This is a genomic window from Thioclava sp. ISO4 (assembly GCF_058105145.1).
Window position 1 is genome coordinate 1,965,985 of record NZ_CM176571.1, and the last position, 20,723, is coordinate 1,986,707.

Sequence of the window (20,723 nt, forward strand, 5' to 3'; positions counted from 1 at the left end):
GGCGGGGATATTTTTACCAATATGAGAGCGTCAGCTGTCCGCTTTGTCCTCGGCGGTCTCCTCAATCGCGCCGGGGCGGAAGGAGACGGTGAGGAAGTCCGGGACGTGATCGCCCATGCCCACGACTTCGTTGTCGCGCTCGCGGCGGTTGCGGCCACCGCGCGACCGGCGGGCATTGCCGCCCTCGTCGGAAGATTGGCTGCGCGATTGCGGCTTCGGAGCGCTCGCGGCCTCGGGGGCTTCGCTGCGGGCTTCTTCGGGCTGAGCCTCGGCCTTCTTGGGGGCCTTCTCCTGCTCCTGCTGCTCCTGCGGAGCGGCGCTTTGCGGCTGCTGCGTCTCTTCGCTGCGCTGGTCGCGTTTCGACCCACGCCCGCCACGATCCCGGCTGCGCCCGCCGCGCGAGCGACCGCCCTTGGCGTCTTCGCGCTTGCGCGCCGGTTGCTTCGCGCCTTCGGACAGTTCGAAATCTTCCGGCGGCTCGGCGCGCGGGATTTCCTGTTCGACGAGGCTTTCGATCTGACCGAGGAATTTCTCGTCCGACGGGACCGCGATCGAGATCGCCGTGCCCTTGCGGCCCGCGCGGCCCGTGCGGCCGATCCGGTGGACGTAATCCTCGGCATGCATCGGCAGGTCGTAATTGAAGACGTGGCTCACCGAGGGCACGTCGAGGCCGCGGGCGGCCACGTCGGAGGCGATCAGCAGCTTGAGCTTGCCATCGCGGAAATTCTCGAGCGTACGCGTGCGCTGGCTCTGGTCGAGATCGCCGTGGATCGGCGCGGCGTCGAAGCCGTATTTCTGCAGGCTCTTGGCGACGATATCGACATCGACCTTGCGGTTGCAGAAGACGATCGCGTTGGTGCAGGCCTCGCCCTCGGCTGCGATCACCGCGCGCAGCAATTCGCGCTTGGCCTTGGCCGTCTGGTCGCGGCGCGCCGGTTCGATCTGGATCAGCTTCTGCGTGATGTTGGCACCCGTGGTCGCCTGACGCGCCACTTCGATCCGCGTCGGCGCGTGCAGGAAGGTGTTGGTGATCCGCTCGATCTCCGGGGCCATCGTGGCCGAGAAGAACAGCGTCTGGCGCGTGAAGGGCGTCAGCTGGAAGATGCGCTCGATATCCGGGATGAAGCCCATGTCGAGCATCCGGTCGGCTTCGTCCACCACCATGACCTTCACATCAGTCAAGATCAGCTTGCCGCGCTCGAAATGGTCGAGCAGGCGGCCCGGCGTCGCGATCAGCACGTCGACGCCCTTGTCGATCAGCTTGTCCTGCTCGCCGAAGGACACGCCGCCGATCAGCAGCGCGCGGGTCAGCTTGGTGTTCTTGGCGTAGAGGTCGAAGTTCTCGGCGACCTGGGCTGCCAGTTCGCGGGTCGGGCAGAGCACGAGCGAGCGCGGCATCCGGGCGCGGGCGCGGCCCCGACGCAGCAGCGTCAGCATCGGCAGGGTGAAGCTGGCGGTCTTGCCGGTCCCCGTCTGCGCGATGCCGAGCACGTCCTTGCCTTCGAGCGCGGGCGGAATGGCGCCAGCCTGAATGGGCGTGGGCTCTTCGTAGCCAGCATCGACAACGGCGGAAAGGACTTTCGGGTCCAGCTTCAGATCGGTGAATTTAGTCATGGGTTTCCTTGGTTTACCTTTGATCGCGTCCTGTCGCGACCCGCATCGGGCGGGGCCGCTGTCGGGCGCTTTAGGAACCGGGCGCCCAGGAGAAGCTCCGCCGGATTACGGAGCTTGACTGCGCCCTACCGGATTGCGACGCAAAGGTCAATCTTTTCAGGGGGTGACCCGGGGCTGCGCGCGGAACATAGCGCGGTCCTGCGCGATATTCGGCCTCTTGCAAAAGGGCACGGAACCTGACCTCCTGAGCGGGGTTTGATCCCGAAGCGTGACGAGGGACAGGTATGGCAATTGCGGAATCGGCGGGTCTCGGCCCGGTATTGGCCTTTGCGCTGGTGGGTGTGTGCGGTGTTGGGGCGCAATGGCTGGCCTGGCGTCTGCGCCTGCCCGCCATCGTGATTATGCTGGTCGCAGGGCTCATCGCGGGGCCCGCGACGGGGCTTTTGAACCCGAGCCAGGATTTCGGCGACTTGCTGAGCCCGCTGATCGCGCTCGCGGTGGCCGTGATCCTGTTCGAGGGGGGATTCTCTCTCGATTTCCACCGCTTGGGCGATGCGAAAACCGGGGTCCGGCGGCTGGTCTTCATCGGCGCGCCTCTGGGCTGGTTGCTCTCGGCACTCGCGCTCGTCTGGGGGGCGGGGCTCAGCTGGGAGAGCGCGGCGGTCTTCGGCGGCATCATGGTCGTCACCGGCCCCACGGTGATCGCGCCGCTTCTGCGCACGGCGAAACTCGCCCGCCGGCCCGCGCGCCTGCTGCAATGGGAAGCCATCGTGAACGACCCAATCGGCGCGCTGGCGGCGGTTCTGGCCTTCGAGGTGGTGTTCACGCTGCGCTCCAACCTGCCGATGGGCGAGGCGGTCGGGCATCTCGCGCTCGGCATCGGCTTTGCGGCTGCGATCGGCGGTGCGATCGGCTGGGGCATCGCGCGCAGCTTCTCGCGCGGGTGGGTGCCGGAATTCATGAAGGTGCCGGTGCTCTTCGCGACGCTTCTGGGCACCTTCGCGGTGACGGATCACGTGCTGCATGAAAGCGGGCTGCTGGCGGTCACCGTGATGGGGCTGGTGATCGGCAATGCCGACCTGCCGTCCTACGAGGAACTGCGCCGCTTCAAGGAGCACGCGACGGTCTTGCTGGTCTCGGGCGTGTTCATCCTGCTCGCCGCGAATATCGAAATCGACCAGCTTGCCGCGCTCGATTGGCACGCGCTCCTCTTCGTTATTCTCGTGGTGCTGGTGGCGCGGCCGCTGACGGTGCTGATTTCGCTGATCGGGACGGCACTGCCGCGCAACGAGCGGCTGCTGATCGCCTTTACCGGCCCGCGCGGGGTGGTGCTGGTCGCGGTGGCGGGCCTCTTCGGGCAGCGTCTGGCCGAGATCGGCGTCGCGGACGGGCTGCGGATCGGGCCGCTGGCCTTCGTTCTGGTGCTGGTCACGGTGATCGTGCACGGCTTCACGCTGGCGCCGCTGGCGCGGAAGCTGGGGCTGGCTAATGCCGACAAGCCGGGCCTGCTGATCGTGGGCGGCTCGCGCTTCACCACGGCGCTGGCCGAGACGCTGAACAAGGCCGAGGTGCCGGTGCTGATCACCGACCCGAACCATGCCCATCTGATCCGCCCGCGCGCCAATGGGCTCAAGACCTTCTACGGCGACATTCTGGGCGAGGCGGCGGAGGACAAGGTCGAGCTGATGGCCTATTCGACCCTGCTCGCTGCCACCGATAACGACGCCTACAACACGCTCGTCGCGACCGATCTCGCGCCCGAGCTGGGCCGCGACAAGGTCTGGCAGGTGCCGCGCCAGAAGGACGACCGCGAACGTCACGCGCTGCCGACGCAGCTCGGTGGGCGCCGCTTTGGCGAGGGGCGGACGCTGGAGAATTGGGAGAAGCTGCTGTCGGAGGGCTGGCGGTTCCGCGTCACCCGGATCACCGAGGAATACAGGCTGCCCGACTGGCGCAAGAAGCGGCCCAAGGCGAAGCCCGTGATGGTCGTGGCGAAAAGCGGCGATCTGCGCTTCGTGATCGATGCGGCCGAGATGAAGGTCGAACCGGGCGGGCGGTTGATCTCGCTCCTGCCGCCCGAGGCGTTCGAGGAAGAAACCGCGCAGAAAGCCAAGGCCGGGGAGAAGCCCTCGGGTCAGCAGGGGCCTGCCGCGCGAATCCCGTGAGGCCTAGTCGATCCGGGCGGTGAGGGTGCGGCGGGCGATCACCGCGCCATCGCGGCTGAGCGTGATCTGGCCTTCGTAGTGCCCCTTCGGCCATCCGTCCGGCGGGGCTTTCTTGCCGACATAGCGTAAGAACCGGGCCTTGGACGCGTCGACCTCGCTGGTCGTGCTGATGCGGATCTCGTCCGGGCCGGTGATCTCGAACCCGATCGTGTCCCCCGCACGCAGGCCGAAGCCGTAGCCCCACAAGACAAGCGCGGGGCCGGTTTCGCGGGGCGGGGGCAGGGGAGCGCCAGCCAAGACTGTCTCGAAACGTGGCAAGGTGGCGGTAACCCCGGCCTCGAGCCAACCGCTCGGCCGATAGGTGATGGGGGCGGACCAGAGCGTCTGAGTTGTCTGCGTCGCGCAGGCGTCCTGCATCTCCGGATCGAACGGGTCGATCACCATGTCGTCGTGGCGCAGCGAAAGGTGCAGATGGGGAAACGCTGCTTTACCCGATTGTCCGACGAGGCCGAGCGGCGCGCCCGCCGCCACCTGATCGCCGCGGGTCACGGATATGGAGCCTTCGCGCAGGTGGCAATATTGGGTCTGCCAGCCGTTGCCGAGGTCGATGGTGATCCCGTTGCCGCATTCCTTTCCCTCGACCGTCTGGCCGGTGGCAAAAGCCCCGTCGGGTTCTCCGTCGCGGGTAGCAATGACACGGCCCGGGGCGGCGGCGATCACCTGCACGCCCGCCTGCATCTGCGCCTCGGTCAGCAGCGCGAAATCGGTGCCCTTGTGTCCGTCATAGGTCAGCCCGCCGCAGCCCGCATCGCGCGCGCCGGGGCCAGGGTCGCGGTCGACGTAGTTCTGGATGTAGCAGTCCTGGCCAAGCGTGCACTCGACCGGCATCTGCAGCTTCGGCGCGTCGGATAGAAAAGTCCCGGCCATGCAGGGCACGGCCGGGACGAGTAGGCTTATAAATACCGCGCGGAGCACGGATTCGATCATTCGGCGGTCAGCAGGCGCGGCTTGGAGCCGGAGATCCGCTTCTTGCCCGGTTCCTCGACCTTGATGACGATCTTGTCGTCCTTGACCGAGACCTTGGCGACGCCGCCCTTGGTGAGCTTCCCGAAGAGCAGCTCTTCGGCGAGCGGCTTCTTGATATGCTCCTGAATGACCCGGCCCAGCGGACGCGCGCCCATCTTGTCGTCGTAGCCCTTCTCGGCGAGCCAGTTCGCGGCGGCCGGGGTAAGCTCGATATGGACGTTGCGGTCGATGAGCTGCGCTTCGAGTTGCAGCACGAACTTGTCGACCACCTGCAAGATCACCTCGCGCGGCAGCGGCGCGAAGCTGACCACCGCGTCCAGACGGTTGCGGAACTCGGGCGTGAAGGTCCGCTCGATCGCGGCCGTATCCTCGCCCTCGCGCCGATCGCGCCCGAAGCCGATTGCGGTCTTCGCCTGTTCGGCGGCGCCCGCATTCGAGGTCATGATCAGGATCACATTGCGGAAGTCGACGGTCCGGCCGTTATGGTCGGTGAGCTTCCCGTGATCCATCACCTGCAGCAGGATGTTGTAGACATCCGGGTGGGCCTTTTCGATCTCGTCAAGGAGCAGCACGCAATGCGGGTGCTGGTCGACGCTGTCGGTCAGCATGCCGCCCTGATCGAAGCCGACATAGCCCGGAGGCGCCCCGATCAGACGCGAGACCGCGTGCTTCTCCATGTATTCCGACATGTCGAAGCGCATCAGTTCCACGCCGAGCGTATCGGCGAGCTGCTTGGCGACCTCGGTCTTGCCGACGCCGGTCGGGCCCGCAAAGAGGTAGTTGCCGATCGGCTTCTCCGGCTCGCGCAGACCCGCACGGGCCAGCTTGATCGCGGAGGACAGCGTCTCGATCGCCTTGTCCTGACCGAACACGACGCGCTTGAGAGTCTTTTCGAGATCCTTGAGCACTTCGGCATCGTCCTTCGAGACCGATTTCGGCGGGATCCGTGCGATCTTGGCGACGACCGCCTCGATCTCTTTCGGGCCGATGGTCTTGCGCCGCTTGCTTTCGGCCACGAGATGCTGGGCCGCACCCGCCTCGTCGATCACGTCGATCGCCTTGTCGGGCAGCTTGCGGTCATGGACATAGCGCGCCGACAGTTCGACCGCCGTCTTGATGGCGTCGTTGGTGTAGCGAATGTCGTGGTGCTTCTCGAAATAGGGCTTCAGACCCATCAGGATCTTGATGGAATCCGGCACCGACGGCTCGTTCACGTCGATCTTCTGGAATCGGCGGCTCAGCGCGCGGTCCTTCTCGAAGTGCTGGCGGAACTCCTTGTAGGTGGTGGAGCCCATGGTGCGCAGCTTGCCGCCCTGAAGCGCGGGCTTCAGCAGGTTCGAGGCATCCATCGCGCCACCCGAGGTCGCGCCGGCCCCGATCACGGTGTGGATCTCGTCGATGAAGAGGATCGCATCAGGATGCTCTTCGAGCTCCTTCACGACAGCCTTCAGACGCTCCTCGAAGTCACCGCGATAGCGGGTGCCCGCGAGCAACGCGCCCATATCGAGCGAGTAGATCGTCGAATTGGCGAGGATTTCCGGGGTTTCGCCACGCGTGATCTTCAGCGCGAGCCCTTCCGCGATTGCGGTCTTGCCCACGCCGGGATCGCCCACCAGAAGCGGGTTGTTCTTGCGTCGGCGGCAAAGCACCTGAATGCAGCGCTCCACCTCGTGCTCACGCCCGATCAGCGGGTCGACATCGCCCTTCTCGGATTTCGCGTTGAGGTTCACGCAGTATTTCTCGAGCGCGGAATCCTTGGCTTCGGCCTGGGTCGCGCCTTCGGCTTTGGCCTCTTCCTCGGCGCCGGAAACGGGGCGGGTTTCGCCGAACTCGGGGTCCTTCGCCACGCCATGCGCGATGAAGTTCACCGCGTCGTAGCGGGTCATGTCCTGCTCTTGCAGGAAGTAGGCGGCGTTGCTTTCGCGTTCCGCGAAGATCGCGACGAGCACATTGGCCCCGGTCACTTCCGAGCGGCCCGAGCTTTGGACGTGGATGGCCGCGCGCTGAATCACGCGCTGGAAGGCGGCGGTCGGCACGGCTTCCGAGCCTTCGATTTCGGTCACGAGGGTGGACAGCTCATCGTCGATGAACTCCACCAAGGTCTGGCGCAATTCGTCGGTATCGACGGCGCAGGCCTTCATCACCCGCGCGGCGTCCGGCTCGTCGATCAAGGCGAGGAGCAGGTGTTCTAGCGTCGCGAGTTCATGCTTTCGGGCATTGGCGAGCGCCAGCGCCCCGTGGATTGCCTGTTCGAGCGTATTGGAAAACGACGGCATTATCTGCTCCTTTCCTCGGAGGGCGGCGCGGGAGGATACCCAGCCTAGTGTTGCCCTATAAGATTAAAGTTCGGTGGAAATCGCCGCGCTTCAAGTCTTTTCATGCCCAAAATCCGACCGGACTCCGATTCGTGCGGAAAAAACGGTCATTTAACGGGCGCAACGGTGCAGGGATACCGATGAGGCGCGCAATATCTAGGGGGGTTGCGTGTGTCCTCTCCCATATGGGGAGGGTTTTCGCGCGTTCAAGCGTATTGCCGGTTACTTGGGCGACTCGCTGCGGCTTTGGGCGGTGTCGTGTTGCGTGTCCTCAAAGACCGGCGGACGGCGCGCGGTGCTTTGCTGCAATTCCGCCGCCAGTTCGGCCTCTTCGGGATCAGTGTTGCCCGCGCGCGCAGGCGTGTCTTCGGCGCTCGCGGCGGGTGTCGATTTGGTCGAGGGCTCCTCAGCGGAGGTATCGTCCTCTTCGTCGTCGTAGACTTCCTCGTCGAGCTCCGCCTCGGTATGGGCGGCAGGCGAATGTTCCAAGAGCAGCGCCATGATGTCGGTCCGGGTCAGAATGCCCACGAGCCGTCCGCTTTCGGTCACGGGCACGACGCGCGCCTCGCGCCGGGCCAGCCGTTCGAGCAATTCGCCCACCGGCGTGTCGCCTTCGACGGTCTCGATATCGGTATGGAAGATCGCGCGGACCTCGGCCTCGGGTGGGGCTGCGCGGAACCGCAGCGGGCGGCGCAGGATGTCGAATTCCTTGAACAGCTCGTCGAGCGCATCGTGCTGATCGACCACGCCCAGATAATAGCCGGAATTGTCGACCACCGGCAGCGTGTGCACGTTGAGCGCGGTCATCTTGCGCACGATCTCGGACAGCGGCGCTTCGGGGCTGACGGTGACGGGGTTCTGCGTCATCAGATCGCGCACATGCGTATCGGCGAGAAGCGACTCGGCGGCGCGGTGTTCGGCCACCGCCATCAGCCGCGCCAGATCGGCGGGGTCCATATTGGCCGACTGGTTGAACTCTACCAGCAGGTTCGAAAGGTCGCGCTGGCTCAGCGAGCGGGCCGGGCCACGCGCGCGTCCGACATGGGCCGGATGATAGGCGAGCGGGCGCGTCGGGTAGGAAATGCCGAACAGCCGGTTCCAGATCATCGCGAACCCGATCATCAGCACGGTCATCACCGCGATCGGGAAAATCGCGAACTCGAAGCCGAGCCGTCGCCCCGCCTCATGTTCCAGCACCACCAGCAGCGCGATCCCGGCTGCGGGCGGATGCAGCGCGCGCGCCGCCATCATCGCCGCGATCGACCCACCGACCGCCAGCCCGTCCGCATAGGGCGGCGGGGTCACCATCAGCACCGCGACCGGCACCACCGCGGAGATTATCATCCCCATCATCGCGGACCACGGCTGCGCCAGAGGCGAATTCGGCAAAACGAACAAGAGCACCGCCATAGAGGCGAAGCTGGAGACGAGGTAGATCCCGGCCTGTCGCGAATGGGGCAGAGTGGCCACGATGAAGGTCACGACGAGGATTGCCACCCCCGCACCGACCGCGCCGCGCAGAATGTCGACCGCGGGCCTGCGCCCCATGGAGGGACCGAAGCGGCGCAACTGGCGGCGGACATTCTTGGGCAGGTGTGAGATCGGCATCGGTTCTCTGGGTTGAAAAAGGTGCGACAGGTATCGCGCCTGCCACGCGCGGATGCAAGCGCGGGGGCGGTGAGGGCGCAGTGGCCCGGCGTCGCGAGTTCGGGGCTGGGTGACTACCGCAAGGGCGTCTGGCACCTTGCCATCATGTGCGGTGCCTCTATGGTGCGGCGCGACTTTACAGGCGGGACGCAAAACGGGGAGAGCGCGATGGCCGGACCGATAGACAAGACGCTGCGCGCGGCGAAGGCCCATGCGAAAAGCGGAGCCTTTGCCGAGGCCGAGGCGCTCTATCGCGAGGTGCTGGCAAAGTTCCCCGGCAACAAGCGCGCGCAGGCCGGGCTGGCCGAGATCTCGCAGTCGCGCGCGACCCGTCCGATGAACCCGCCGCGCCCGGTAATCAACCAGCTCTTCGGGCTCAAGAAGTCGGGCCGTGACCGTGAGGCTGCCGAGGCCGCCGCCCGCGTTCTCAAGGAATTCCCGCGTGCGCCGGCAGCAATGGAAGTGCGTGCAGCGGCGCTCTCGGCTTTGGGCGATCACGCGGGGGCTGCAGTGCTCTATCGCGAACTGGTGGGCATGTTCCCCGACGCGCCTGACGCGCACGGCAGCTATGGCAACGAATTGATGGCGCTCTTTCGCGACGACGAGGCGGTTACTGAATTCGAACGCGTTCTGGAGTTGCGGCCTGGCGATCCGGTTGCGCTAAACAATATTGGCAATGCCAAGCGCCGCGCGGGCGAGCAAAACGAAGCGCTCGAGATGTATCGTGCCGCTCATGAGGCCGCACCCGATTTCGTCGAGGCACAGCTCAATCTCGCGAACGTTCTGGTCGTGAACCGCAAATCGCAGGAGGCCGAACGACATCTGTCGGAAGTTCTGGCCAAGCTGCCGGACAATTTCCGGGCCTTGACTACCATGGGCGATGTCCGGCGTGATCTGGGCGATAAACCGGGCGCGATCGATTATTACAAGCGTGCGCTTGCTATTGATCCCGCGCATGCCGAGGCGCTGGCTTCACTTATAAATGCGACGCGTATTTCTGAAGGCGATCCTGTCATCGGGCGTCTCGAGGCTTCGCTTGAGGCACCGCATCATTCGGATAGGGAGCGGGTCCGGTTCGAATTCGCGCTTGGCAAGGCTTACGAGGATATTGGCGAGACCGAAAAGTCCTTCGCTTACTATGCGCGCGGCAATGCGCGGCGCAAAAAGCTGCTGGGCTACACGATTGAGCAGGACGAAACGCTCTTCGCGCAGATCAAGCAGGCCTTCCCGGCCGCGCCTGACAAAATCACCGAGGCGCCACAGAGTGGACCCGAGCCGATCTTTATCGTTGGCCTACCGCGCTCAGGCACGACGCTGACCGAACAGATTGTGAGCGCCCATCCCTTGGTTGAACCAGGCGGTGAGTTGACTGAGCTAAGTAGTGCGATGTCCGCACTCGACTGGTCGACCTCGGAAGACTTCCACGCCAAGGCCGATGAAATCCGCGCCGAGTACCGCGAGGTTTTGCGCGACCACGCGAAAGGCGCGCCCTTCGTGACCGACAAGATGCCGCTCAATTTCCGCTGGGTCGGGGCGATCCGGGCGCTGTTTCCCGAGGCTAAGATCATCCAACTGCAGCGCGATCCGCGCGCGGTGATCTGGTCGATCTACCGGCTGAATTTCAGCTCCGACGGCAATGCCTATGCCCACGACCTCGACGATCTCGTGGCTTATCGGGCGCTGCATCAGGACCTGATGGCGCATTGGAAATCGCTCTTTGGCGAGACGATCTACGATCTGAGCTACGCGCAGTTGGTGGAGAACCCGGAAGCGGAGATCCGCGCCTTGCTCGACTATCTCGAACTGCCCTTCGACGAGGCCTGCCTGCGTCCGCAGGACAACAAGCGCATCGCCCGCACCGCCTCGCGCGATCAGGTGTCGAAGCCGATCTACAAGGGCAGCTCGCAGGCCTGGGAGAAATACGCCCCCTATCTGGAAGCAGCTTTCGCCAAGCTCGACTGAGTTTGGGCTTGCCGTGCGGAGGGCCCGCTAGTTCCGGCGGTTTTTTTGCCAGGGTGCTGCGACCGGCCTTTAGCCGTGCTTGTCATCGTGCGGGTGCTCGCTATGGTCGGGACGTTTTTGCGAAGGAGAGCCAATGGCCGGGTCCGTTGACAAGATTCTGCTTGCCGCGCGCGGTCACGCAAAGCGCGGGGAAATCGCGCAGGCCGAGGCGCTCTACCGCGAGGTGCTCGCGCGCTTTCCCGGCAACAAGCGCGCGAAGGCCGGGCTTGAAACGCTTGCGCAGGCCAGCAAGGCGAAGCCCGCCGCGGGGCCACCGCGCGCGCTGATTCAGCAGCTGATGGGGCTAATGCAGGCGGGGCGCAATCGCGAGCTGGTCCAGCAGGCGAACCGGGCGCTGGGGATGTTTCCCGACACCGCCCTGTTGCTCGAATTCCGCGCGGCGGGGCAGGGGGCGCTGGGCGATCATGCCGGGGCGGCCGAGACCTATCGCCGCCTGATCGCCTTGCGTCCGGATCACGCCGACACGCATGGCAATCTGGACAATGAGCTGATGGAGCTGGGCCAGCACGAAGACGCAATCGCTCAGTTCGAGCGCGTGTTGGCGCTGCGTCCGGGCGATCCGGTCGCGCTGAACAATCAGGGCAATGCGCTGCTCGCGCTCGGACGCGAGGCCGAGGCGCGCAAACGGTTCGAGTCCGCGCTCGAGGCCGCGCCGAACGATGTGCATATGCTCAACAATCTCGGTAATCTGATGTTGTCTCAGGGCGATTTCGCCGCGGCGCGGACCCGGTTGGAAAAGGGGCTGTCGGTCGATGGGCGCCATGTCTTCGCGCTGAACAACCTCGGCAATGTGCTGCTGGCGGAAGGCGATATGGCCGGGGCGCGGGCGCGGTTCGAGGCGGCGCTGAGCGCGGACCCGACCTATGCCGAAGCCTGGTGGAACCTGTCGCGCCTGCATCGTTTTGCGCCCGGCGACCCGTTGCTCGAACAGTTGGAAGCGCAGTTTGCGGCGAAGGGGCGCTCGGACAAAGATCAGATGCTGCTCGAATTCGCGCTCGCCAAGGCACAGCATGATGTCAGCGGGACCGAGCGGGCCTTCGCGCTCTGGCACTCGGCTAATGCGCGGCGCAAGGCCGAGCTGGGCTATGACATCGCACAGGACCGCAAGCTGTTTGCGCAGCTGCGCGAAAGGTTCGCCGATCCCCAGCCATCGATCCCCGAGACCGAGGCGGATCGCTCCGCCCCGGTGCCGATCTTCCTGCTGGGCTTGCCGCGTTCGGGTACGACGCTGGTCGAGCAGATCGTCACCCAGCACAGTCAGGTCGCGCCCGGTGATGAGATCGTCACGCTGGATCGCGAGATGAGCACGCTCGACTGGAGCGACCCGGAGGCCCTGACCCGGGAGGCGGGGCGGATCCGAGCCGCCTATTACGAGACGCTTGCCGGGCTGGCCGATGGCAAACCCTTCGTGACCGACAAGATGCCGCTCAACTTCCGCTGGATCGGCGCGATCCGGGCGCTGTTCCCGCGCGCGCTCATCGTGCATGTCCATCGCGATGCGCGCGCGACGCTCTGGTCGATCTATCGCAACTTCTTTTCCAGCGCGGGGAATGGCTACGCGCATGATCTGGACGATCTCGTGGCCTATCACGGGCTCTATCGCGAACTGATGGCGCATTGGGCGGCGCAGCCCGGTGCGATTGTCGATTGCGACTACGAGGCGCTGACGGAAGACCCCGAGGCGCGCAGCCGCGCGTTGATCGAGGCCCTCGGACTGCCGTGGGAGGATGCCTGCCTGCGCCCTCAGGACAACGCCCGCACGGTTGCGACCACGTCGAACACGCAGGTGCGCAAACCGATCTACAAGGGCAGCTCGCAGGACTGGGAGACATACGCCCCCTATCTGGAAGCAACCTTCGCGAAGCTTGATTGAGCGCGGGCTTGCGGCGCGCAGGCGCTACGCTAATTTGCACGGACCACTGAGAAAGCCCTCCGATGCCCGACCTGTCCCATATCCTCGCTTTCGGTGCCGTGGCGCTGGCTATGGTGCTGAGCCCCGGTCCGAACATGATCTATCTGGTCTCGCGCACGATCTGTCAGGGGCGGCGCGCGGGGCTGATCTCGCTGGGCGGGGTGGCGCTGGGCTTCGTCGTCTACATGCTCTGTGCGGCCTTGGGGATTACCGCGATCGTGCTCGCCGTGCCGTATGCCTATGACGCGCTGCGGATTGCCGGGGCGCTCTATCTGCTCTGGCTGGCATGGCAGGCGGTGCGACCGGGCGGGCGCTCGGCCTTCGAGACCCGCGATCTGCCGGTCGACGGGCCGCGCAAGCTGTTCGCGATGGGCTTCGTCACCAACCTGCTCAATCCGAAGATCGCGGTGATGTATCTGTCGCTGCTGCCGCAATTCATCGAGCCCGCGGCGGGATCGGTGCTGGCGCAGTCACTGGCGCTGGGCGCGGTGCAGATCGTCATCTCGGTGGGCGTGAATGCTGCAATCGTGATGGGCGCCGGCGCATTGGCGCAGTTCCTCGCGACGCGTCCGCTCTGGATGCGGGTGCAACGCTGGGCGATGGGGACGGTGCTCGCCGCGCTGGCGCTGAGCGTGTTGCGCGATGCGCGGCGGTGAGGCCTAGAACCGGTCCTTGCGGGCGCGCGCTTCAGTGAAAACCTCGACCGGCGTCGCGCTTTCGGGCAGGCCGAGCGCGTCGCGCAGTTTCGGATCGTCGCCGCGCAGGAACGGGTTGGTCGCCTTCTCCAGTCCCAGTTCGACCGGAACGGTGGGGCGGGCCTGAGCGCGAATGGCGCGGACATTCTCCATCCGGGCCAAGAGGTCCGGGTTCTCCGGTTCGATCGAGAGCGCGAAGCGACCATTTGCCTCAGTATATTCATGCCCCGAACAGACCAACGTCTCGTCGGGCAACTCGCTAAACCGCGACAACGTGTCATACATCTGCTGCGCCGAGCCCTCGAAGAGACGTCCGCAGCCCCAGCTCATCAGGCTGTCGCCGGAAAACAGCAGACCGCCCTCGGGGAAGTAATAGGCGATATGGCCGACCGTATGCCCATCGGCGGGCAGAACCTCGACATGCTCCATCCCGATCGCGAGCTTTTCGCCGGGGCTGACCTCTTGATCGAGCTTGGGCAGACGATGCGCATCCGCCTTGGCCCCCACGATTTTTGCCCCCGTTGCCGCTGACAATGCCTGAACGCCATCGATGTGATCGGCGTGGTGATGCGTCAGCAGAATCAGGTTTGCTTTCCAGCCCCGTTCGTTCAGCGCCTTCAGAACGGGCGGCGCTTCGGGAACGTCGATCACGGTGGTTGTGTCCGTCGCCGCCTCGTGCACGACATAGGCATAATTGTCGGCGAGACAGGGAATGATGAGAAGCTCAACGGCCATGGTGTTTTCTACCGCTTTGATTATCTTGGCACATAGCTAAGCCGAAGGAAGCGAAAGGCGCAATGCATCTCGACGTACTCGACCTGCGGAATTTCTACTACCGAACGCAGCTAGGCCGTGCGGCGCAGCGGGCAATCCGGGATCGGGTTGTTTCCATGTGGCCCGCGACGGGGCCGAAGATGGCGGGGCAGACGGTGGCGGGCTACGGCTTCGCGGTGCCGCTGCTGCGTCCCTATCTGGAGCCTGCGCGCCGGGTGATCGGGCTGATGCCAGCCGAGCAGGGCGTGATGCCGTGGCCTGCGGGGATGCCCAATGTCTCGGTGCTGTGCGACGAGGCGCGCTGGCCTCTGGAGACGGGCCGGGTTGATCGGTTGATCGTGATGCACGGGCTCGAGACCTCCGACAATTCCGAAGCCTTGATGCAGGAATGCTGGCGGGTGCTGGGGCCGGGGGGCAGGGCGCTGTTCATCGTGCCCAACCGCGCCGGGCTCTGGGCGCCGCGCGAGACCACGCCCTTCGGGTTCGGCAAGCCCTACACGCTGGGTCAGCTCGACCAGCTCGCACGGCGGTCCGGCTTCGTTCCCGAGCGTCATACCGGCGCGCTCTACATCCCGCCGAGCCATCGCCGCTTCTGGCTGCGCTCGGCCGCGATGTGGGAGCGGCTGGGCACCAAGGCGGCGGGCGTGCTGGCGGCGGGCGTGGTGATGCTCGAAGTCTCCAAGCAGGTCCATGCGCGCCATGATTCCGGCCTCGGCGCGCGGGTCCGCAAACCGCTGTCGATTCTCGAAGGGGCGGTGAAACCGGCGACGGACCCGGCCTGACACCGAAGTTAATTCTGCATGCGCGTCAGATCGTCGCCACGCAACAATCACGTTCGCGTATCGCCCTTAGCGCAACTCTCCTGCGTTCCGTCGCGGGCGGCGAATAATTTTCCGACCGCCAACGCGTATTGAGGTGAATCACCCCCGCGCGGCATTCCGTGATCAACTGGTCCAAATTCCTGTTAGCGCCCACAAAATCCTCCCCTCCCTGTCACCTTCCCGCGACGAAGGGCAGATTGGAGGCCTTCTGCTCACATTCTCGTGCTCAAGATGGTTGCGAGGGGGGGATTGCTCTGCTAGTGACCTCCCCGATAAGCGGCGCGGAGGGCATGTCTCAAGCGCGCCGGGGGAGCGCCCCAAGGCCTGTTCCGGGTCGGGGCAAAACGCATCGGAAGGGTGGACGTGTCCGAACCAGCTTCGATTTCCGCAAGCATCGCCGGCCGCTATGCGCTGGCCATTTTTGAACTCTCGCGCGAAGCAAATGCCCTCGCCGCGCTCGAAGCCGATGTCTCCGCGCTGTCGGAGGCGCTGGCTGGCTCTGACGAGCTGCGTGAGGTGATTGCATCGCCGGTCTACACGCGCGACCAGCAGGCAGCTGCAATCGGCGCTCTGGCAGGCAAGATGGGCCTGTCGGACCCGATGAAGAACGGCCTGCAACTGATGGGCGCCAAGCGTCGTCTCTTCGTGCTGCCGCAGCTGCTCAAGGCGCTGTCGGATCTGATCGCGGACGAGAAGGGCGAAGTGACCGCAGATGTCACCTCGGCCAGCAAGCTCAGCGCCGCACAGGCCAAGAAGCTCGCCGAAGTGCTGAAAAACCAGACGGGCAAGACCGTCAAACTGAACACCGCCGTCGATGAAAGCCTCATCGGTGGCATGATCGTAAAGCTGGGCTCGCGCATGGTCGACACGTCGATCCGTTCGAAGCTCGCTTCTCTCAAGAACGCCATGAAAGAGGTCGGATAAATGGGCATCCAAGCAGCTGAGATTTCTGCGATCCTCAAGGAGCAGATCAAGAATTTCGGGCAGGACGCCCAAGTGGCCGAAGTCGGTCGCGTGCTGTCGGTTGGCGACGGTATCGCGCGCGTCTACGGGCTCGACAACGTCCAGGCCGGTGAGATGGTTGAATTCCCCGGTGGTATCCGCGGGATGGCACTGAACCTCGAGACCGACAACGTCGGTGTCGTGATCTTCGGTTCGGACCAAGACATTAAAGAAGGCGACACCGTCAAGCGCACGAACTCCATCGTGGACGTGCCGGTCGGTGAAGCGCTGCTCGGCCGCGTGGTCGACGGTCTCGGCAACGCGCTCGACGGCAAAGGCGCCATCGAAGCGAAAGAGCGTCGCGTCGCCGACGTGAAAGCTCCGGGCATCATCCCGCGTAAATCGGTTCACGAGCCGATGGCGACCGGCCTCAAGTCGGTTGACGCCATGATCCCGATCGGCCGTGGCCAGCGCGAGCTGATCATTGGCGACCGTCAGACCGGTAAGACCGCAATCGCGCTCGACACCATTCTGAACCAGAAGTCGTATAACGACGCTGATCCGTCTAACAAGCTGCACTGCTTCTACGTCGCGATCGGCCAGAAGCGCTCGACCGTGGCGCAGCTGGTCAAGAAGCTCGAAGAGACCGGTGCGATCGAATACACCACCGTGATCGCCGCGACCGCTTCGGACCCCGCGCCGATGCAGTACCTCGCGCCCTACACCGCGACCGCGATGGCGGAATACTTCCGCGACAACGGCATGCACGCGCTGATCATCTATGATGACCTCTCGAAGCAGGCTGTCGCCTATCGTCAGATGTCGCTGCTGCTGCGTCGCCCGCCGGGCCGCGAAGCTTACCCGGGCGACGTGTTCTACCTGCACTCCCGCCTGCTGGAGCGTTCGGCGAAGCTGAACGAAGACTTCGGCGCCGGTTCGCTGACCGCTCTGCCGGTCATCGAAACCCAGGGCGGCGACGTGTCGGCCTTCATCCCGACCAACGTGATCTCGATCACCGACGGTCAGATCTTCCTCGAGACGGAACTGTTCTACCAAGGTATCCGTCCCGCCGTGAACACCGGTCTGTCGGTGTCGCGCGTTGGTTCGTCGGCTCAGACGAACTCGATGAAGACCGTGGCAGGCCCGGTTAAGCTGGAACTGGCACAGTATCGCGAAATGGCGGCCTTCGCTCAGTTCGGCTCGGATCTCGACGCCGCAACTCAGAAGCTGCTGAACCGTGGTGCGCGCCTGACCGAGCTGATGAAACAGCCGCAGTATTCGCCGCTCACCAACGCGGAAATCGTGGCCGTCATCTTCGCCGGCACCAACGGCTTCCTCGATGGCATCCCGGTCTCCGAGGTCGGCAAGTTCGAACAGGGTCTGCTGGATTACCTGCGCAACTCGCGCAAGGACATCCTCGACTGGCTCACGAACGAGGATCCGAAGATCAAGGGTGACGCGGCCGACAAGCTGAAAGCCGCTATCGACGAATTCGCCAAGACCTACGCGTGATTGGCCTGAAAGGACAGGGACATGCCCAGCCTTAAGGACCTTAAAAACCGGATCGGAAGCGTCAAGAATACGCGGAAGATCACCAAGGCGATGCAAATGGTCGCCGCCGCGAAACTCCGCCGCGCCCAAGAGGCGGCGGAGGCCGCGCGCCCCTATGCCGAACGGATGCATGCCGTGATGGCCGGGCTCGCGGGCTCGGTGCAGGGCTCGGACAATGCGCCGCGCCTGCTCTCGGGGACCGGCTCGGACAAGGTGCAGCTTCTGGTGGTCATGACCGCCGAACGCGGCCTGTGCGGTGGCTTCAACGCCAATATTGCGAAGCTCGCGCGCCAGACGGCTGACAAGCTGCTGGCCGAGGGCAAAGAGGTGAAGATCCTCACCGTCGGCAAGAAAGGCCGCGATGCGCTGCGCCGTGAATACGGCGAGTACTTCATCGGCCACGTCGATCTGAGCGACGTCAAGCGCCTGAGCTATGACGACGCGCAGAAGATCGCCCGCGACCTGATCGGTCGCTTCGACAATGGCGAGTTCGACGTCGCGACGATCTTCTTCTCGATCTTCGAGAGCGTGATCGCGCAGCGCCCGACCGCGAAGCAGATCATCCCCGCTTCCTATGAACCGGAAGAGGGCGAAGAAACGCCGAGCGTCAATTACGACTACGAACCCAGCGAGACGCAAATCCTCGAGGATCTGCTGCCGCGCGGGGTCGCCACGCAGATCTTCACGGCTCTGCTGGAAAACGGTGCCTCGGAACAAGGTGCGCGGATGTCTGCGATGGACTCTGCGACGCGCAATGCGGGCGATATGATCGACAAGCTGACGATCGAATACAACCGCACGCGCCAGGCCGCGATCACCAAGGAACTCATCGAAATCATTTCGGGCGCCGAGGCGCTCTGACGGAACCGGAGAAAAACAGACATGGCAAGCAATGGTAAAGTGACCCAGGTCATCGGCGCCGTCGTCGACGTGCAGTTCGACGGCGAGCTGCCTGCGATCCTCAACGCGCTGGAAACCGAGAACAACGGCAAGCGCCTCGTTCTCGAAGTGGCTCAGCACCTCGGCGAAAACTCGGTGCGCACCATCGCAATGGACGCGACCGAAGGTCTCGTGCGCGGCGCCGAAGTGAAAGACACCGGCAAGCCGATTTCGGTGCCGGTCGGCAACGCGACCCTCGGCCGCATCCTGAACGTGATCGGCGAGCCCGTGGACGAGAAGGGCCCCGTGGAAGCGGACGAAACCCGCGCCATCCACCAGCCCGCGCCGAACTTCGAGAGCCAGGCGACTGCGTCGGAAATCCTCGTGACCGGCATCAAGGTCATCGACCTGCTCGCACCCTACTCCAAGGGTGGTAAGATCGGCCTGTTCGGCGGCGCTGGCGTCGGCAAGACCGTTCTGATCATGGAACTGATCAACAACATCGCGAAGGTGCACTCGGGCTACTCCGTGTTCGCCGGTGTGGGCGAGCGGACCCGTGAAGGGAACGACCTCTACCACGAGATGATCGAATCCAACGTCATCAAGCCCGACGATCTGTCGAGCTCGCAGGTGGCTCTGGTCTACGGTCAGATGAACGAGCCTCCGGGTGCGCGTGCGCGTGTTGCTCTGACCGGTCTGACCCTGGCCGAGCAGTTCCGCGACCAGTCGGGTACCGACGTTCTGTTCTTCGTGGACAACATCTTCCGCTTCACGCAGGCAGGTTCCGAGGTGTCGGCACTTCTGGGCCGTATCCCTTCGGCAGTGGGCTACCAGCCGACGCTGGCCACCGACATGGGTGCGATGCAGGAGCGTATTACCTCGACGAAAGCTGGCTCGATCACCTCGATCCAGGCCGTCTACGTGCCCGCGGATGACCTTACCGACCCGGCTCCGGCCACCACCTTCGCCCACCTTGACGCCACGACCGTTCTGTCGCGTGCGATCTCGGAACTCGGCATCTACCCGGCTGTGGACCCGCTGGACTCGTCCTCGCGTATCCTCGATCCGGGCATCGTCGGCGAAGAGCACTACAAGGTCGCCCGTCAGGTGCAGGAGATCCTCCAGCGCTACAAGGCTCTGCAGGACATCATCGCCATCCTCGGTATGGACGAACTGTCCGAAGAGGATAAGCTGACCGTGGCACGTGCCCGTAAGATCCAGCGTTTCCTCTCGCAGCCCTTCGACGTTGCGAAAGTGTTCACCGGTTCGGACGGCGTTCAGGTTCCGCTCGAAGACACCATCGAGTCGTTCAAGGCGGTTGTTGCAGGCGAATACGATCACCTGCCCGAAGCAGCCTTCTACATGGTTGGCGGCATCGAGGACGTGAAAGCGAAAGCCGAGAAACTCGCCGCTGCGGCGTAAGGAGGCATTATGGCCGACACGATGCAATTCGATCTCGTTGCGCCCGAGCGCAAGCTGGCCTCGGAAGAGGCGGCGGTCGAGGTCATGGTGCCTGGTGCGGATGGTGACCTCACGGTCATGCCCGGCCACGCGCCGATGCTGACCACGCTGCGTCCCGGCAAGCTGACGATGGTGACGCGGTCGGAAACCCAGAGCTACGCGGTGACGGGTGGCTTCGCCGAGATCACCCCCGAGGGGATCACGGTTCTGGCCGAGCGTTCGCTGCCCGCGGAAGAGTTCACCAAGGAAGTCCACGATCGCCTGATCGAGGAAGCCCGCCGCGTCCATGACGAGGCGCATCCTTCGGTGGCCGACATGACCGCGAAGCTGCTGGCTGACATGGAGGCCCTCGGCTCGCATATGCTGAGCTGAGACCTCTCGCGAAAAGATTTAGGAAGCCCCGGATTTTCCGGGGCTTTTTATTGTCCGCAGTTGCGGTAAGCTCTGCCTCAGGCTGAAAGAAAGAGGCCCTGTCTCGATGATCACGATCGAAAGCCACCGTCTGGGGATGCAACGCGGCTCGCTCGTGCTGTTCTCCGACTATCAGGATGGCGGCGCCATGTGGACGGGCGAGGGCCCGCGCGAGCTGCGCAAGAAGGTTGCCTTCCCCGAGCCGTTCCGCGCGACGCCGATGGTGCAGGTCTCGCTGTCGATGTGGGACGTGGACGGTAAGCACAATTCGCGGATGGATATCTCCAGCGACGGCGTCACGCCCGAGGGCTTCGTGATCGTCTTCCGCACCTGGGGCGACAGCCGTGTGGCGCGGGTGCGCGCGGATTGGCTGGCACTGGGGGGCGTCTCGCATGAGGACGACTGGGATATCGACTGATCCGCGCCGACAGTTCCCATGAAAAACGCCCCGCCGATCGGCGGGGCGTTTTCCTTTGTGTGGGGAAGGG

The 20,723-nt window shown here is 64.6% G+C and carries 16 protein-coding genes; 11 read left to right on the top strand and 5 right to left on the bottom strand.

Annotation, left to right across the window (positions count from 1 at the left end):
- Positions 1-30: 30 nt before the first annotated feature.
- Positions 31-1,614: a DEAD/DEAH box helicase gene (locus tag AC2TZ7_RS09725; RefSeq protein ID WP_489866745.1), complete on the bottom strand. Its 1,584-nt coding sequence runs from the start codon at positions 1,612-1,614 to the stop codon at positions 31-33.
- A gap of 284 nt (positions 1,615-1,898) precedes the next feature.
- Here AC2TZ7_RS09725 and AC2TZ7_RS09730 point away from each other — a divergent pair, with 284 nt between their 5' ends.
- Complete coding sequence (locus tag AC2TZ7_RS09730) at positions 1,899-3,779, top strand: cation:proton antiporter (protein ID WP_489866746.1); 1,881 nt, start codon at positions 1,899-1,901, stop codon at positions 3,777-3,779.
- 3 nt (positions 3,780-3,782) lie between these two features.
- Here the strand turns inward: AC2TZ7_RS09730 and AC2TZ7_RS09735 are convergent, their stop codons facing one another.
- The 3 genes from AC2TZ7_RS09735 to AC2TZ7_RS09745 all read right to left on the bottom strand — a co-directional run bounded on the left by AC2TZ7_RS09735 (position 3,783) and on the right by AC2TZ7_RS09745 (position 8,728).
- Complete coding sequence (locus AC2TZ7_RS09735; protein ID WP_489866747.1) at positions 3,783-4,706, bottom strand: M23 family metallopeptidase; 924 nt, start codon at positions 4,704-4,706, stop codon at positions 3,783-3,785.
- A 56-nt stretch (positions 4,707-4,762) separates the two neighbouring features.
- Positions 4,763-7,081, bottom strand: a complete 2,319-nt coding sequence (gene clpA / locus AC2TZ7_RS09740) for an ATP-dependent Clp protease ATP-binding subunit ClpA (protein ID WP_134332065.1) — start codon at positions 7,079-7,081, stop codon at positions 4,763-4,765.
- Between the two features lie 261 nt (positions 7,082-7,342).
- A complete protein-coding gene (locus tag AC2TZ7_RS09745; protein WP_489866748.1) occupies positions 7,343-8,728 on the bottom strand; it encodes an HPP family protein in 1,386 nt (461 codons plus the stop codon).
- A 207-nt stretch (positions 8,729-8,935) separates the two neighbouring features.
- Between AC2TZ7_RS09745 and AC2TZ7_RS09750 the strand changes: the two genes are divergently transcribed.
- From AC2TZ7_RS09750 to AC2TZ7_RS09760, 3 genes are all read left to right on the top strand, one after another.
- Positions 8,936-10,729 carry a tetratricopeptide repeat-containing sulfotransferase family protein gene (locus AC2TZ7_RS09750; protein ID WP_489866749.1) on the top strand — a complete coding sequence of 598 codons (1,794 nt, stop codon included), beginning with the start codon at positions 8,936-8,938 and terminating at the stop codon, positions 10,727-10,729.
- Between the two features lie 133 nt (positions 10,730-10,862).
- Positions 10,863-12,662 carry a tetratricopeptide repeat-containing sulfotransferase family protein gene (locus AC2TZ7_RS09755; protein ID WP_489866750.1) on the top strand — a complete coding sequence of 600 codons (1,800 nt, stop codon included), beginning with the start codon at positions 10,863-10,865 and terminating at the stop codon, positions 12,660-12,662.
- Positions 12,663-12,724: 62 nt separating this feature from the next.
- Positions 12,725-13,357, top strand: coding sequence for a LysE family translocator (locus AC2TZ7_RS09760; protein ID WP_489866751.1), 633 nt, complete (start codon positions 12,725-12,727; stop codon positions 13,355-13,357).
- A gap of 3 nt (positions 13,358-13,360) precedes the next feature.
- On the opposite strand, the gene gloB is transcribed toward AC2TZ7_RS09760, so the two are convergent.
- Entirely contained in the window at positions 13,361-14,131 is a 771-nt protein-coding gene (gene gloB / locus AC2TZ7_RS09765; RefSeq protein ID WP_489866752.1) for a hydroxyacylglutathione hydrolase, read from the bottom strand.
- Between the two features lie 62 nt (positions 14,132-14,193).
- Here gloB and AC2TZ7_RS09770 point away from each other — a divergent pair, with 62 nt between their 5' ends.
- From AC2TZ7_RS09770 to AC2TZ7_RS09800, 7 genes are all read left to right on the top strand, one after another.
- Positions 14,194-14,952, top strand: a complete 759-nt coding sequence (locus tag AC2TZ7_RS09770) for a class I SAM-dependent methyltransferase (protein ID WP_078539508.1) — start codon at positions 14,194-14,196, stop codon at positions 14,950-14,952.
- 402 nt (positions 14,953-15,354) lie between these two features.
- Positions 15,355-15,915, top strand: a complete 561-nt coding sequence (locus AC2TZ7_RS09775; protein WP_078519403.1) for a F0F1 ATP synthase subunit delta — start codon at positions 15,355-15,357, stop codon at positions 15,913-15,915.
- Complete coding sequence (atpA, locus tag AC2TZ7_RS09780) at positions 15,916-17,445, top strand: F0F1 ATP synthase subunit alpha (protein ID WP_083075114.1); 1,530 nt, start codon at positions 15,916-15,918, stop codon at positions 17,443-17,445.
- 21 nt (positions 17,446-17,466) lie between these two features.
- Positions 17,467-18,345, top strand: a complete 879-nt coding sequence (locus AC2TZ7_RS09785) for a F0F1 ATP synthase subunit gamma (RefSeq protein WP_078570272.1) — start codon at positions 17,467-17,469, stop codon at positions 18,343-18,345.
- 21 nt (positions 18,346-18,366) lie between these two features.
- Positions 18,367-19,785, top strand: coding sequence for a F0F1 ATP synthase subunit beta (atpD, locus tag AC2TZ7_RS09790; RefSeq protein WP_098410587.1), 1,419 nt, complete (start codon positions 18,367-18,369; stop codon positions 19,783-19,785).
- Between the two features lie 9 nt (positions 19,786-19,794).
- Complete coding sequence (locus AC2TZ7_RS09795) at positions 19,795-20,196, top strand: F0F1 ATP synthase subunit epsilon (protein WP_078519400.1); 402 nt, start codon at positions 19,795-19,797, stop codon at positions 20,194-20,196.
- A 106-nt stretch (positions 20,197-20,302) separates the two neighbouring features.
- Entirely contained in the window at positions 20,303-20,653 is a 351-nt protein-coding gene (locus AC2TZ7_RS09800) for an H-type lectin domain-containing protein (RefSeq protein WP_078546656.1), read from the top strand.
- The last annotated feature ends 70 nt before the right edge of the window (positions 20,654-20,723 follow it).

Excerpts from the sequence above, each read along its gene's own strand:
- AC2TZ7_RS09725 (WP_489866745.1), bottom strand. The coding sequence starts at position 1,614 with ATGACTAAATTCACCGATCTGAAGCTGGACCCGAAAGTCCTTTCCGCC.
- AC2TZ7_RS09730 (WP_489866746.1), top strand. The coding sequence starts at position 1,899 with ATGGCAATTGCGGAATCGGCGGGTCTCGGCCCGGTATTGGCCTTTGCG.
- AC2TZ7_RS09735 (WP_489866747.1), bottom strand. The coding sequence starts at position 4,706 with ATGGCCGGGACTTTTCTATCCGACGCGCCGAAGCTGCAGATGCCGGTC.
- clpA (WP_134332065.1), bottom strand. The coding sequence starts at position 7,081 with ATGCCGTCGTTTTCCAATACGCTCGAACAGGCAATCCACGGGGCGCTG.
- AC2TZ7_RS09745 (WP_489866748.1), bottom strand. The coding sequence starts at position 8,728 with ATGCCGATCTCACACCTGCCCAAGAATGTCCGCCGCCAGTTGCGCCGC.
- AC2TZ7_RS09750 (WP_489866749.1), top strand. The coding sequence starts at position 8,936 with ATGGCCGGACCGATAGACAAGACGCTGCGCGCGGCGAAGGCCCATGCG.
- AC2TZ7_RS09755 (WP_489866750.1), top strand. The coding sequence starts at position 10,863 with ATGGCCGGGTCCGTTGACAAGATTCTGCTTGCCGCGCGCGGTCACGCA.
- AC2TZ7_RS09760 (WP_489866751.1), top strand. The coding sequence starts at position 12,725 with ATGCCCGACCTGTCCCATATCCTCGCTTTCGGTGCCGTGGCGCTGGCT.
- gloB (WP_489866752.1), bottom strand. The coding sequence starts at position 14,131 with ATGGCCGTTGAGCTTCTCATCATTCCCTGTCTCGCCGACAATTATGCC.
- AC2TZ7_RS09770 (WP_078539508.1), top strand. The coding sequence starts at position 14,194 with ATGCATCTCGACGTACTCGACCTGCGGAATTTCTACTACCGAACGCAG.
- atpA (WP_083075114.1), top strand. The coding sequence starts at position 15,916 with ATGGGCATCCAAGCAGCTGAGATTTCTGCGATCCTCAAGGAGCAGATC.
- AC2TZ7_RS09785 (WP_078570272.1), top strand. The coding sequence starts at position 17,467 with ATGCCCAGCCTTAAGGACCTTAAAAACCGGATCGGAAGCGTCAAGAAT.
- atpD (WP_098410587.1), top strand. The coding sequence starts at position 18,367 with ATGGCAAGCAATGGTAAAGTGACCCAGGTCATCGGCGCCGTCGTCGAC.
- AC2TZ7_RS09795 (WP_078519400.1), top strand. The coding sequence starts at position 19,795 with ATGGCCGACACGATGCAATTCGATCTCGTTGCGCCCGAGCGCAAGCTG.
- AC2TZ7_RS09800 (WP_078546656.1), top strand. The coding sequence starts at position 20,303 with ATGATCACGATCGAAAGCCACCGTCTGGGGATGCAACGCGGCTCGCTC.